14 protein-coding genes are annotated in these 13,888 nt (G+C 40.0%); 4 read left to right on the forward strand and 10 right to left on the reverse strand.

Annotation, left to right across the window (positions count from 1 at the left end; all coding sequences use genetic code 11):
- The first annotated feature begins 153 nt into the window (after positions 1-153).
- Positions 154-399, forward strand: a complete 246-nt coding sequence (locus H9631_RS00555; protein ID WP_120114974.1) for a DUF2626 domain-containing protein — start codon at positions 154-156, stop codon at positions 397-399.
- Positions 400-821: 422 nt separating this feature from the next.
- Here the strand turns inward: H9631_RS00555 and H9631_RS00560 are convergent, their stop codons facing one another.
- Complete coding sequence (locus tag H9631_RS00560; protein ID WP_191809311.1) at positions 822-1,445, reverse strand: MBL fold metallo-hydrolase; 624 nt, start codon at positions 1,443-1,445, stop codon at positions 822-824.
- Positions 1,446-1,684: 239 nt separating this feature from the next.
- Between H9631_RS00560 and H9631_RS00565 the strand changes: the two genes are divergently transcribed.
- Positions 1,685-1,852 (forward strand): DUF2759 family protein, encoded by a 168-nt coding sequence (locus H9631_RS00565; RefSeq protein ID WP_191809312.1) that lies wholly within the window; start codon positions 1,685-1,687, stop codon positions 1,850-1,852.
- Positions 1,853-2,226: 374 nt separating this feature from the next.
- Here H9631_RS00565 and H9631_RS00570 read toward each other — a convergent pair whose 3' ends face one another.
- The 5 genes from H9631_RS00570 to rpmG all read right to left on the reverse strand — a co-directional run bounded on the left by H9631_RS00570 (position 2,227) and on the right by rpmG (position 8,008).
- Positions 2,227-4,116: an LTA synthase family protein gene (locus H9631_RS00570; RefSeq protein WP_191809313.1), complete on the reverse strand. Its 1,890-nt coding sequence runs from the start codon at positions 4,114-4,116 to the stop codon at positions 2,227-2,229.
- A gap of 266 nt (positions 4,117-4,382) precedes the next feature.
- The gene (locus tag H9631_RS00575; protein ID WP_191809314.1) at positions 4,383-4,598 is read right to left on the reverse strand and encodes a YqgQ family protein; all 216 of its coding nucleotides are present in this window, start codon (positions 4,596-4,598) and stop codon (positions 4,383-4,385) included.
- An 18-nt stretch (positions 4,599-4,616) separates the two neighbouring features.
- Positions 4,617-6,128, reverse strand: coding sequence for a rhomboid family protein (locus H9631_RS00580; protein WP_191809315.1), 1,512 nt, complete (start codon positions 6,126-6,128; stop codon positions 4,617-4,619).
- A gap of 844 nt (positions 6,129-6,972) precedes the next feature.
- Entirely contained in the window at positions 6,973-7,551 is a 579-nt protein-coding gene (locus tag H9631_RS00585) for a 5-formyltetrahydrofolate cyclo-ligase (RefSeq protein WP_191809316.1), read from the reverse strand.
- A 307-nt stretch (positions 7,552-7,858) separates the two neighbouring features.
- Positions 7,859-8,008: a 50S ribosomal protein L33 gene (gene rpmG / locus H9631_RS00590; protein ID WP_018705928.1), complete on the reverse strand. Its 150-nt coding sequence runs from the start codon at positions 8,006-8,008 to the stop codon at positions 7,859-7,861.
- A 213-nt stretch (positions 8,009-8,221) separates the two neighbouring features.
- Between rpmG and H9631_RS00595 the strand changes: the two genes are divergently transcribed.
- Positions 8,222-8,602 carry a helix-turn-helix domain-containing protein gene (locus H9631_RS00595; protein WP_191809317.1) on the forward strand — a complete coding sequence of 127 codons (381 nt, stop codon included), beginning with the start codon at positions 8,222-8,224 and terminating at the stop codon, positions 8,600-8,602.
- Entirely contained in the window at positions 8,602-9,060 is a 459-nt protein-coding gene (locus H9631_RS00600; protein WP_191809318.1) for an endolytic transglycosylase MltG, read from the forward strand. Before H9631_RS00595 ends, H9631_RS00600 begins: the two co-directional genes overlap by 1 nt.
- 47 nt (positions 9,061-9,107) lie before the next feature.
- Here the strand turns inward: H9631_RS00600 and H9631_RS00605 are convergent, their stop codons facing one another.
- The 4 genes from H9631_RS00605 to H9631_RS00620 all read right to left on the reverse strand — a co-directional run bounded on the left by H9631_RS00605 (position 9,108) and on the right by H9631_RS00620 (position 13,859).
- Positions 9,108-11,150, reverse strand: coding sequence for a peptidoglycan D,D-transpeptidase FtsI family protein (locus tag H9631_RS00605; protein ID WP_191809464.1), 2,043 nt, complete (start codon positions 11,148-11,150; stop codon positions 9,108-9,110).
- A gap of 141 nt (positions 11,151-11,291) precedes the next feature.
- A complete protein-coding gene (locus H9631_RS00610) occupies positions 11,292-12,506 on the reverse strand; it encodes an MFS transporter (protein ID WP_191809319.1) in 1,215 nt (404 codons plus the stop codon).
- A gap of 157 nt (positions 12,507-12,663) precedes the next feature.
- The gene (gene sodA, locus H9631_RS00615; RefSeq protein ID WP_191809320.1) at positions 12,664-13,269 is read right to left on the reverse strand and encodes a superoxide dismutase SodA; all 606 of its coding nucleotides are present in this window, start codon (positions 13,267-13,269) and stop codon (positions 12,664-12,666) included.
- Between the two features lie 104 nt (positions 13,270-13,373).
- On the reverse strand, positions 13,374-13,859 hold the full coding sequence (locus H9631_RS00620) for a DUF456 domain-containing protein (protein ID WP_191809321.1): 486 nt from the start codon (positions 13,857-13,859) through the stop codon (positions 13,374-13,376).
- Positions 13,860-13,888 lie beyond the last annotated feature (29 nt).

Genomic DNA, 13,888 nt, shown 5'->3' on the forward strand with positions numbered 1-13,888 from the left:
TTATAATGGAGGAAAAAGGGTATCATATGAAATAATCCTTTCGTTTTATCACGCATTGGACACAAACATAGCCATGAATATATTTACATTTTTGCTGTTTTTCCTTTATAATAAGAACTTGATGGAATACATGCTGCAAAGGAGGGATTCTTTATGGATCGCATGTACAGAGTAATGGGTTTTTGGACTGCAATATTTACTGTTATGTTTTTCCTTGGAGGAATGGATAAGACTGCTTTACTCTTTCTCGGTCAAACAGGATTCTTTGTGTTGCTTGGCTATTTGAATCTGACAGAACGTATGTATATGTATGTGTTTGGCGCATATCTGACTGTATTCTTTGCTGGTTTTACATACTATACCCTGTTCATCATGCCGCCTGGCGGCGGACTGTCGTAACAACAAAAAAAAGCTTCCGGACATTTCCGGGAGCTTTTTTTGTTATTATTAAGAAAAACGCAAGGTAAATTTTGATGAGGCAGTTCCTCAGCAATTTGACTTGATCCTTGCGATGGCGCCTGGCAGGCTCAAAACGCGACATCCTGTCGCTTCGCTTGCACTTGTACGTCCTGTACGTCGGCTGGCTCAAAACGCGACATCCTGTCGCTTCGCTTGCACTTGTACGTCCTGTACGTCGGCTGGCTCAGAACACGACATCCTGTCGCTTTGCTTGCACTTTATACGCCCTGTACATCGGCTGACTCAGTTCAGCGACACCCCCATCGCTTCTCTCGCACTAGCACATCCTATGCGTCGTAGCTGGACATAGAAAAATTGATTCGAACTAAATATTTTAGCTGACTTTATACTTTTTTCTTACTCTATAAAAAAGGATTGCTTGCTCTCTCGTTCTCCACAGTGGTTGAAAATCCATGGCCTGGAAGAACAATTGTATGATCCGGCAAACTCAGTAGTTTATGATGGATACTGTCAATGAGGGTTGCGTGATCCCCGCCAAACAAATCTGTTCTTCCAATGCCCCCGTTAAAAAGTGCATCACCTGAAAAGACAGTTTCTATTTCTTTTAAGTAGTAGGAAACGCTTCCTGGAGAATGCCCAGGGGTTTCTAATACTTGCATTGTAAACGGCCCGACAGTTAAAGTACCTTCCTCCTGAAATAAATGATCTGCAGGTTGTCCGGCAATAGGTTCCATCGGATAACGAGCAGAACCATTCAGCGTGGGATTCAACAACCATTCTTTCTCATTTTCATGTATGTATACAGGAATATTCCAATGGTTCCGTACTTCTTCTACCGCCCCAATATGGTCAAAATGTGCATGGGTGAGGCAAATAGCCAAAGGTTTGAGCCCTTCCTGTTCAATGTATTCGATTAAAGCTTCACCACTTGCACCCGGATCAATGACAATACATTGTTTTGCATTATCATAAAGCAAATAACAATTTGTCTGCAACGGTCCCAGAGGAATTTGTTTCCATTCCATTTGCATGCTCCTTTCACTTTTACGTACATTCAGTTTACCATTAACATAGGAAAACACGCTAAAGAAACACATATGGATAAATAAGCCGATTAAGGGTATCCTATAACATAAGTCAAAGAAGTGTCACTTTTGAAACTCGACAAATAGCCGAAAAAACTATAAAATATGGAAGAGCCGTATATTTTCATACATAGTCTTTTTATTCCTTATTATTTCGTATCGGAAGGGAGATTTTATACATGGGAACAGCTATTATATTTGGCTTAGTTGCTATTCTTGCTATTTTCGCTTTGATCGGCACATTGAAAAACAGAAGTGTTCTAGGTTTCATCTTTTCGTTCGGAACTGTAGCAGTTTTTGGCTTCTTCGCGGTCATGACAATTATCAAATCAGGATTTCCAGAATAACTACTCAAAAAAAGCAGAGATCATACGATCTCTGCTTTTTTCTGTTTTATAAGATCACTGGGGATGTATTTCCCTCTGCACTGACGCACCTGTCCTCTTAGCATACAGAGTACTCACAATCTGAGACGCTGGTAATGGTGCAACTGAAACGACAGGTTGTTAAGATTAGGGACGTACCAGTGCTGGCAAAGCGATAGGACGTCGCAATCTGAGACTGTTTACAAGTAAGGCACAGCCCTTTAAGCAGAGCAACGTTTATCTTTGTAGCATTGACCCAGATTCATACCTTACTGCCATTATCTTGCCTTGCTTCCTAAAACTTGTTACCGCGTTCTAATCACACAAAGAAAGCTCCCCAAAAAGGGGAGCTCTCCTTATTCTACAGTGTCGTTTCTATAATTAGATGATTCATAAAATCTCAGCAAATCACCATAAATGATTTTATCCGAATAACCTAGCTCTAATCTCGCTTTTTCTTTATCCTGTTCGCAGTAAGATGCCTCAACTGGTTCTTCCGTCTCTTTTGAATAACAAGTATTATCGGCATATACGTAATCCTTCGTTACAAAACGCCCGTCACGGAAGGCCGCAAAATCATGATGTTGGTCAGAGAACAGGTCTTCACCAAATTGAATAGCTTTCTTTGTATCCACTCCAAGCAAATGTAATATCGTCGGCTTGAGGTCGATTTGACCACCTACCTTTGATATCACCTTCCCTTTGCCCTGATCAGTTACACCTGGAATATGGATGATCATTGGAACCTGCTGAAGCTGGGCACTAACAAAAGGAGTGACCTCTTTACCCAAATACTGCGCCATTGCTTCATTATGATTCTCCGAAATCCCATAATGATCTCCATACATAACAATGATGGAATTATCATATAAGCCTTCGTCTTTCAGCTTTTGAATGAACCCTTTGACTGCTTCATCCATATACCTGACCGTCTGGAAATACCGATTCAAGGTGCCGCTTTTTGAATCAAACTCATCAATAAACTTGTCTTCCTCATCCAATCTGAATGGATGGTGGTTTGTCAAAGTGATCATTTTCGTGTAAAAAGGTTTTGGCATTTCTTTCATCAGATCCACTGACTGTTCAAAGAATGGGATGTCCTTCATTCCCCACCCAACTGAAATATCCGGGGTAATATCATAATCCGAGGCGGAATAAAAATAATCGTACCCAATGGACTTGTACATGATATCCCTATTCCAGAAGCTTTTATTATTAGCATGCATGGCAGATGTATAATACCCTTTATCAGTCAAATTCTGTGCCAAAGAGTCCAACTCGTTGCCTGAGTGCGTAAAGAAAACTGCTCCGCGGCTTAACGGATATAAAGAGTTTTCAATCAAAAACTCAGAATCTGATGTTTTCCCCTGACCGGTCTGATGATAAAAATTATCAAAGTAATAACTGTCGTTTATAAAATCATTCAAAAATGGAGTTATTTCCTCGCCGTACACATCATTATTGATAACAAAATTCTGAAGCGATTCCAGTGTGACAACAATCAAGTTTTTGTCTTCCGCAATCCCGAACATATCTTTGTTCGGCTTAACATAATTGGCTCTGACATAGTTATCAATATCGACCAATTCACTGCCATCAGCCATCGCCCGCTGTGCGGATGATTTTGATTGAAGAAAAATATCATATAAATGGTAATTGTATGTTCCAAGGTTTTTCACAAGCATTTCTCTGTCAAATGTCCTTGTTAAAAGCTGAGGACGTTCAGTTTCCGCCAGTCCGATATTCAGAAAAAGCAAGGCCGCTGCCACAAGGAAATACGCTCGACGTTTAACTTTTCGCATAGGCTCAAATTCCTTATGCTTCCGTTTATATTTCATAAATAAAAGCAGAAGGATGATATCTAAGAAATAAACGATATCGTACCAATGTATTTCCGTTAATGCGCTGTCCCCAAGATCGGCAAAGTTGCTTGTTTGGAATAGCACCGGCAATGTGATAAAGTCGGTAAAAAATCGGTAAAAAGCCACATTTGCGTATAGGATAAACCCTAAAATGAAGCTTGTTATGATCACATAGCGATTTCTATTTTTCTCCGAATTAAAAAAGTATGCAATCCCAAAAGCGAACAGCAAAAAACTCAAGGGATTAATGAACAGGATTAACTCCTGCATGACATTTTCAATTTTAATATTGAAGCTTGTTTTATACACAACGTATGTTTTGATCCAGAGCATGACAGCCGCTAAAACCGGTAGAGAAATCCTTTCGATCTTAAACCTGTTCAATAGCCCTACCCCCCGCTTGCTATATGGTGCTTGATTTTTGCCAAATTATTGAAATACCATGATAGCGCTATGCATTATCATAATATGTTTCTTTTAAAAAATCAACTTACTCCCGATTGGACGAAGCCCCCATACATAGAGACAACGTATGCTGACTCCCATTACTTTAGACGTTCCAAACGGCAAAAAAGTTTCCTTCTTTTTCAAATTCAAGTGACATTTTTGTGAAAAACAATAAAAAATGAAGGGAATCTCTCGGCTCCCCTTCATTTTTTATTTTTATGTCGATCTTCCTGTATTTTGGTCCTTTCCCTTCTGAGCAGTAAAATGGAGTGTTGAAAGTCTTCCTTTGAAATCAAATTTTCAGCGTGTAATTCTCTGATTTCGGCTTCCATCATCTCCAAATCAGCCAGCCTATCTCCAATATAAATAAAAATACCGAATTTCTTTAGTAATTGCTGTACGTCATAGACGGAATTCATCTTATCACCTTGATACTATTATTCTATTTCCTTTAAAAAATCCCGATATTTTTCTTGGTCCGATATTTCTTCTGCTTTAGAAGCATGTTTTTTAGCTGCTTCGATATCGCCCTGTTCATAATAAATCGACGCTAAATTGAAATGCGCTTCATGAAAATCAGGCTCTAATTCAATGGCCTTTTTAAAGTGCTTTTTGGCTTCTTCATATTTTTGAAGATGCGCTTCCGAATATGCCAATTTAAAATAACTGTTGGCATCTACCTCTCCTTCCGAAACCAAGCCCAAGAGGATTTCGTATGCTGCTTCATAATCACCATTTTCAATTTGTCCCTGCGCCCTTTCATTCTCTGTATCAGGACGGTCATTATGATAGCCCCAATTCAGCATGAAATAAACTGCAGACGCTGCCGCAAGCAATGAGACAAATTGCAGTCCCCATTTTCTTTTGCCGGGGAAATGGACAATACCCGTAGCAAGAAAGCCTCCGATCAACCCACCGATATGACCCGCATTGTCGATACCGGGAACGGTAAAACCGAAAATGAGGTTAATGATAATCACAGCAATGACATTGACTCCAATTGTTCGGAAGAAAAGCCTCGGATTCACCACTCCCATATATAAAAGAGCTCCAAAGCATCCGAAAATAGCACCGCTTGCTCCAGCAGACAAATTATTCGTGAAAACGAAGCTCGCCACTGAACCAGTAAAACCAGAAAATAAATATATCCACAAAAATCGAAAGCGCCCAAAAATCTTCTCAACAGCCATTCCCAGGTAGTATAACGCTAGTGTATTCATCAGAAGATGCAACAGACCAATATGCAGAAAAATAGGGGTGAAAAATCTCCACCATTCTCCCGTCAATATCAACGGGTTATATTTCGCTCCATATTTAATAAGAGTCTCTACATTAGTGCTGCCACCGCTGCTTTCTACAATAAGAAACATCAAAACCTGTACCGCTATGAAAAGATAGGTAAAAAAAGGCTTTCCATATTCAAAAAGTTCCTTTTCTTCTTCTTGCTTTCTTTTTGTTTTCTGAATAGCCGATTGTCTTAACTCATTTGTAAGCGCCGGATCATAAATTTCCATTGCTTGGGTTTGAAAATGACTGTTAAGCATTTCGTTCATTCGGTAAATGGCATCGTTCGCTGTTTCTTTCGCCATCAGAATCGTCTGGATATGAGCTTTTCCATTTTCAGTATCGTATGGGTGCTGAATCGCGTGCTCATAATCATCCACTGGGGTATGTTCTGTGACATAAATATTCAGCACATTTACTTCCCTTTTCATCAGGTGTTTTCGAATCCCAGCTGCTCTTAAACCCGTTTGAATGATATCCCTCTTCAACCAATTCGTCCAGTCAATATCCTGTACGAGAATTCGGATGACATCAAGCTTTTTATGGCCGACAGTCTCAAGCCATGCTTCTTTTTCCTCTCTGTTGATATGTATCAGTCTATAATCCTGTTCTATTACAAAATAATTGATCAGCTGCCAAAATAAATAGTGCTCACGTTCCGCCAAGATTTATCTCCTTCCCTGCTTTATGTGCGTTCAGCAATATTGCTGTTATTTTACTATAGCGAAACATGAAAAGAAATGTAAAGGATTGGAGAATGAGAACAAAAGCGCTAGGGCGTGTTCATCGACATACAGCCTGAGCTGAAATGTGGAAAACGGCGTTTAGGGCGGCCCACGTCCTGTGGCGCCGGCGGTACTAGACATCCTGTCCGTCGGAGGACAATCCATTGAAGTCTTTCTTTGACTTTATTGGATTGTCTAAAAGCGACCTCTAGCCCCTTCCGTCTGCAACTAGACAATAGAGACTCCAACGAGATAAAGGAAAAAGAAATGCGGAGAGTGCTATTCATCGGCGCAAAGCTAAATGGGTGCTGAAGAAGGCGTAGTTTACCTTCAGCAGCGAGTAGCCCATAATCTGATGGCACTCGGCAGGCTTAGAACGCGACATCCTGTCGCTACGCTTGCACTAGCCCGTCCTGTGCATCGGCAGGCTCAGTGCGCCACGTCTGTCGTTGCTTGCATCAGTACTTCCTGTATATCGTAGATATATAAAATCAAAATTTGAACAGAATACTGCTTACTATAAAAAAAGAAAAAGACCCTTAAGGTCTTTTCAGCTCCTGAATACGCGGCTGAGCAGACGAGAGCGTACACCAGGGATACCCATAGCCGTCCTTACGCTCACCCTTCTAATCGAATCGTTGTCCAAGAGAATGTTCAAAAGTCTATAACGCCATTTATAAATTATGGTCACTGCCGCAATCGGCAACACAACAGTTGTGATGAATTTTCTCATATGCAACTCCTCCTTCTCTTTAGTGTTCGAAAGTTAGGAGTCTTTATTCATCTATTGGTTGCTTTTGCACTCAATCACTTCTTTTTCAGTAATAATTTTGTTAACAGGTATATCGTGTTCTTCAATTGGCAACTCTTCGGTTAGTTGCCTAGAAAACGCAAGTGAAACCGTCTGGCCTGAAAAACCGTCCAAGAAACGATCATAATATCCTCCGCCAAAACCAATGCGATAACCTTTTCTATTATAAATCAGGCCTGGAACAACCAATAAATCAATATCATTCTTTAGAACTTCATCTGTCTGGGACTCAATCGGTTCAAATAGGCCAAAAAAGGAGTCTTCTAATTCTGTAAAATCGGATATATTTCGAAAAGACATCTCTTTTGTTGATGGAATACATTTTGGTACTACAATCTTTTTCCCTTGCTTCCAGCCTTGGCGGATCAACTGCCACGTATCTACCTCTGGCGAACGGGAAACTGTTAAACCAATTGTAGAGCTATTTTTCCATACATCTGTTTCAATTAGTGTAGAGACTATCATATAAGAGAGTTGCTCATATGTCATTCGGTCCATCGCCTTCAGTTGAGTGCTCATATTGTTTCTTAAGATTTTCTTGTCCAAGAACACCGCTCCTCATCAAATAATGTAAATTCATGTAAAAAAATCTTGAAGGAAAGTGCTATCAAATGCGCCTTGGTGTTTTTCCAAACTTCGCTTGATAAATTCCCTCTAAAATCTGCGGCATCCGCCAATATGTATTCATCTGACCATTTATAGGATCGGATACTAGAAGCTGGCGTTGGTATTTCATAAACTTCCAGCATTAAAGAATTGAAAAAAGCTTTGCAACCACTGTTTAAGCATTTATTATATTTATCTTAAATACAGAAAAAGCCAGTTACACTGTATATTCAGTGTCCTGGCTTCTTTGTCATTATTTTGTTTCACGATGCAATGTAACCCTTTTTTCTCTTGGGCAATATTTTTTAAGCTCAAGGCGGTCAGCATTATTACGTTTGTTTTTTGTTGAAATATAATTGCGATCATTGCACTCAGTGCAAGCCAATGTAATGTTTACACGCATGTCTATCCCTCCAAACTTCATGGCATTCTTCACTATACTTAGGACTTTTATATAATATCATTATTTTAAATGAATTGCCAGTCTGTATTTGTCAAAAAAGAATTGTTAAACTTGAAATTTGTTACAGTAAATACACGAACGCACGACCAAAGGCATAGCCGAAAAATCCTATTTATGTTATAAAGGAAATGTATACTTTATCCGAGGTGAACCATGAATATAGCTATTATTATTTTACTGTCAGCATCTTTGTTGCTTTTCATCATTTCTTTGTTTCAAAAAGATAAGGCGCGCGAGCTTGAAGCAGAGTTTGAGGAATTATCGATGAGCCTTTTACAGGACTACCATAACCTTAAAAAAAGGATTGGGATTCTTGAAGAAGAACTGCTCCTCGAAAAACAGATCGTCCACCCACTACATAACAAATTAACAGAAGAAAGGCCTATCGTGCACGAGGTTTTAAAAAATCAAGTACTGGCGCTGCATCAGCAAGGCATCGATTTGCAGCAGATTTCCAAGCAGTCTTCCCTATCTCCGCAGATGGTTAAAAAAATCATTGATTCTGAGACTTCTGCTGCCAGGAGGATGAGTTGATGGACAGACGAACAACCAGGCTGCTAGCATCCATATTGCTTGTTGTCGCAGTCATTCTTATCGGAATCAAAAACTTCCAAACAAAAAGTGAAGCGGCCGCAACTCCTCCAAAGAAAGGATATATCGAGGTAAAGAAGACAACCTATACTGATCTTGAGCAAGAAGTCGAGCACTGGAAACAAAAATACGAAGATCTAAAAAAGAAAAAAGCTACACCTCCAGAAAAAACAGCTGTAAAAACGATGCATTTGTATATTAATGACGGCATGACTTCAAAAGAAGTGAGCAAACAAATGGAAAAGGCTAAAATCATCAAAGATGCAAATGAATTCAATGATTATTTGTCAGCAAAGAAATGGCAGCAATCCATCCAAATTGGCGATTATAAACTGACCAATGAAATGGGAATGCAGGAAATTGCTGAAACAATCACAGGAAATCTTCCTGATAAACAATAAAGCAGGCTCTTTAGAGCCTGCTTTATTGTTGTGTACGTTCATTATTCTTATTCTTCTACATCCTCATTTGTTTCTTCAGAAGTTGCATCATCTTTCTTGTTTTTCAAATCAAAGTAAGCTTTGAGCACTCGTTTACCAATATCAGAGTTGATATTGTTTGGAGACCCGCCTTTGACATATGCAGATGGTACAACGATCGACATTGCGACTTCAGGATTTTCATATGGGGCATAGGCTACAAGAGACAAATTCCAGACGCCGGTCCCTCTATCGACCGTTTCCGCTGTTCCTGTTTTTCCAGCAGGACTGTATGGTTCACTTGCGAAGGCTTTTCCCGTTCCGTTCGCTTCATGAAAAACACCCCAGAAACCGCCTTGTACTCTTTGAATCCAAGAATCTTCGGCATTAATTCGATTCAACACCTTTGGCTGGACTTCCTGAGCGAGCGGCCCCATTTCTTCTTTGTCCTCTCCTGGATCCCTAATCTCCTTCACAATATGCGGCTGCATCCGATAGCCGCCATTAGCGATGGTCGAGACATATTGGGCAAGCTGAAGCGGCGTATATGAATCATACTGACCGATCGCAAAGTCAAGAACGTTACCTCCATGAGCCTCTTCTACAGCTCCCCTAAATCCAATCTGTTCTCCAGGCAAATCGATTCCGGTACGGATTCCAAGTCCAAACTGACTGAAATGTTCCCGCATTTCCCGAAATGCTTTTTCTTTGTCGATGATCAAGGATTGGTTTCTCCTATATTGACCGTCGCCTATAGCAATAGCCAGTTTAAACATGTATACATTCGAGGATCGCACTAGTGCTGTGTGATCATTTAAATAAACATATCCACCTCTGTTAAAGTGAGAACTTTTAGATGCAGATCCTTTAATTAGAAGAGGTTCATCCAACATAGTATTGTTTCCAGGTGTAATTACTCCTGTCATATATCCGGTAAGTACGGACGCCCCTTTAACTGACGACCCTACAACGTATGATGTTGTGAAGTTTCCAGCAGCAAAATCGCTGAATTTATACCTTCCTTCATCTTCATCATAAGCATATTGCTTTCCAGACATCGCCAGTATTTCCCCGGTATACGGGTCCATCAACGTAACAAATGCCCGATCAAGGAGACCCGTACCGCCCCTCATTTTCGTTTTACGCAATTCTTCCTCAACAATCTTGTCTACCTCATGCTGAAGCTCCATATCGACGGTCAAAACAAGATCTTTTCCGCGCTGCCCCTCATGGAGCACTTTGGATTCTATAACAGAACCGGATCGAGTAATGTTTTTGACTTTCTCCTTTTGGCCACGGAGCACATCTTCATATTGAAGCTCAATATAGCTTTTTCCTACTCTGTCATTCCTGTTGTACCCCCGTGCCATGTAATAATCCGTTTTTTCACTCGGCAACCCATTGCTTACATTGCCTAAAATAGACCTCAACGTATCCTCGTAAGCATATTTTCGTTCCCAGTCAGTCGTTGTATCAACACCCGGAAGTTCTGCGAGCCTTTCGCTTACCTTCGCATATTCTTCAGTTGATACATCTTCATTTTTAACAATTTGCTGGGTAAGGGCGTATCCACCCGTAAACTCGCGGTATATGGCCAATACTTCCAAGTCTTCCTGTGTAAGACTAGCAATTTCTTCCTTCGTTACACGCTCCAGCTGAAGCTTATACAATTTATCCGCTTTGTCTTTATATTTCTCAAGCTCAGCTTTGCTGACTTTTTTAGCAGCTTCATCTGGGTGAGTCATGAGCCAGTAATCAATTTTATCCCTCTCCGTAATTTTATCCGTATCTTTATTAATTAATTTGGCCAATGCCTTAGCAGTTTTCAACGTCTCTTTTTGGTCAAATTGGTTTGGGATCGTATACGTTATGGCCTTTCGTGGCTCATTATCCACAATTAGCCTGTGTTTTCGATCATAAACTTTTCCCCTGGGAACTGATTTATTGACAGTAATATCCTCCGTCCGCTCAACTTCCCGCTTCGCATCTTCACCGTATACAATCTGAATTACTCCAAGACGGAGAATCAACAGCGAAAATAACAAAAAGACAATAAAAAACAGCATGTTCATTCTGAAAGGAACATGGGTTTTCTTCTTTTTTTCCTTATTGTTATTCAATATCTTTACAGCCCTTTCTCCTCATCCGTATCTCTTATTGTAAAAGAAAAATCACCATTTTTCTACAGAGTTAGAAAAAAAGATGACAAAAGTTTATGGAGAAAGGGTTATTTTTACTTTTTGAAGTAGCAAAGCTGCTATTCCATGCCCAGCACCAATGATTAATAATAAGATGGGAATGCTTTTTTGTTCATCAAAGAACAGGATAGCCGCTATGAAAGCTGATACTGAAACGACCCTGCCTGAATTTAAAAACAATTCTTTAACAACGATATACTCTATCCTCATTTCAGCGGCCTTCCAACTTTTTCCAATAACATCGTACGTCATGGAAAAGTATGGAACAAGCATGATCGGATATGCGATAGCTATGGCAGCGGCATAAATAAGCAAACGCGGGTAAGTCATTTTAAAAGCAATCAAAAAAACCGACAAATACAGAAGCAGTCCCCCCAAAAGCATGGCTTTTTTCCTTTTGTCGTTTTTAATCAACCTCCCAGCAAGCCAATAAGCGATAAACGCAAGTCCAGAATTGATTAAACCAAAAGTTCCCAAGGCAAGCTCGCTTCCTGTGGAAATAAAAACAAAAACGGATATGACAAAAATGAAAGTGCCATCCCTGAATCCCTGCCAAAAATGGGCATTTGTTACAAGCTTCCAATTTTCATTATTTTTTCTTTCCTTCAACACCCGTACAAAGCAATAGACACCCTTCGCGGGCCTTCTTTTTATAAAGAAGCTGATAATAACCGCCAATGCAAACAAGGCCAAAGAAGCTGCAAAGATGATGGTATAACCAATGTTAGATGTAAACCTGGTAATAAGAAAACCTGCAGAAATTGGCCCGATCACTCCACCGGCTGAAGTAAGAGTTCCAAGGAAACCATTGAAAAAGTCTCGTGTTTCAGGCTCTGTAATTTCAAATGTAAGAACATTAAATGCAAGCCAATAAAACCCATAGCCTATCCCGAGCAAACTTCCCAACAACATCAAATGGGCTTGTGCTTTTTCTCCCAAAATCAAAACAACCAAAAAAAAGAGTGCCAAAAACGCTACTCCAATTCGCAGCACAATCACTCTGTCAATTTTTTTTGCCCATCTTCCGGCCAATATGAAAGTCAATGGCTGAAAAAAAACAATCGCTAAATTGTAAAGGGCCAAGTCCATGAATTTTCCCGACTGCTTCCATAAATAAATATTTACAAACGTATTGGACAGAGCGATGCTGAGCGAATAAAGGCCGCCAATCAGAAGGAGCAGCGCTAGGTCCTTCTCCACTTCCACTTTTCCCAATAATTTTTTCACCATGACAGAACTCCTTTACACAAACTATTTTTTGTGAAAGGAAATGTTTTATACTAGGAAAAGCAAAATCGCCTGATTATCGACGTACAGACTGGAGTGCCTTCAATAACAAAAAAGATCACCCACTATTACAGGTGATCTGACTTGTGATTATATCCAATTATTTTGCTTCGTTAAATAGTTTTTGAACTTCGTTCCAGTTAACTACATTCCAGAATGCTTTCATGTAGTCTGGACGACGGTTTTGGTAGTTCAGATAGTAAGCATGCTCCCAAACGTCAAGGCCTAAAATCGGCTTCTTACCTTCCATAATCGGGCTGTCTTGGTTAGGTGTGCTTGTAATTTCTAATTCACCGTTATTAACGATCAACCAAGCCCATCCTGAACCGAAACGACCAGCACCAGCAGCTTCAAATTGTTCTTTGAATTTTTCAACACTGCCGAATTTGCTTTCAATAGCATCTTTCAAGTCGCCGCTTGGCTCTCCTCCACCTTGTGGAGAAAGCAGTTTCCAGAATAAAGAGTGGTTAGCGTGGCCACCGCCATTGTTGCGTACTGCAGTTCTGATTGATTCTGGAACAGCGTCCAAGTTAGCAATCAACTCTTCTACAGACTTGTTTGCCAAATCGCTTCCTTCTACAGCTTTATTCAAGTTTGTAACGTATGTGTTATGATGCTTTGTGTGGTGAATATTCATTGTTTCCTTATCGATATGAGGCTCCAATGCATCATAAGCGTATGGTAATTGTGGTAATTCGTATGCCATGATTAAATCTCCTCCTATGTAATTTTTTGAATCATTAAACGATTCAATCGTATTCCATCATAAGAGTATCAAATATTAATTTAGCATTCAAATTTTATGCTTGATTATTTTAACACCAAGAATAAGAAATATCCGACCATAAAAAGCTGGATGAAAGCTTTCGTTATGACACTTCCGATAAACCCAAGAACAGAGCCTACTCCGATCCTGATAGCGGATTTAAATTCCGTACGATTAACCAGCATTTCTCCTGCAACAGCTCCGATGAACGGACCTATCAAAATACCGGCAACCGGTATAACAAATGGTCCCAGAAGCAGACCGATCGTACTACCCCATATTCCAGCCTTGGACCCCCCAAACTTTTTGACTCCTAAAAGATTTGCCAAATAATCCGCAATGAAAATCAAGACGACAAGCAGCAATTGAATCATCCAAAAAAGAAGATTCAGTGACGAGAAAGAGTAAAAGACTCCGTACAACAGAAAAGCACCCACTAATAGCAGAACGCTCGGTATGACGGGATAAACAAGTCCAACAAATGCCAATACAATCATGATTGCGATAATCGTCCAATAAAGTATGTCCATATTCCATAGCCCCCATCTTGTTAACAATC

Source organism: Bacillus norwichensis (assembly GCF_014836955.1).
GTDB classification, from domain to species: domain Bacteria; phylum Bacillota; class Bacilli; order Bacillales; family Bacillaceae_C; genus Siminovitchia; species Siminovitchia norwichensis.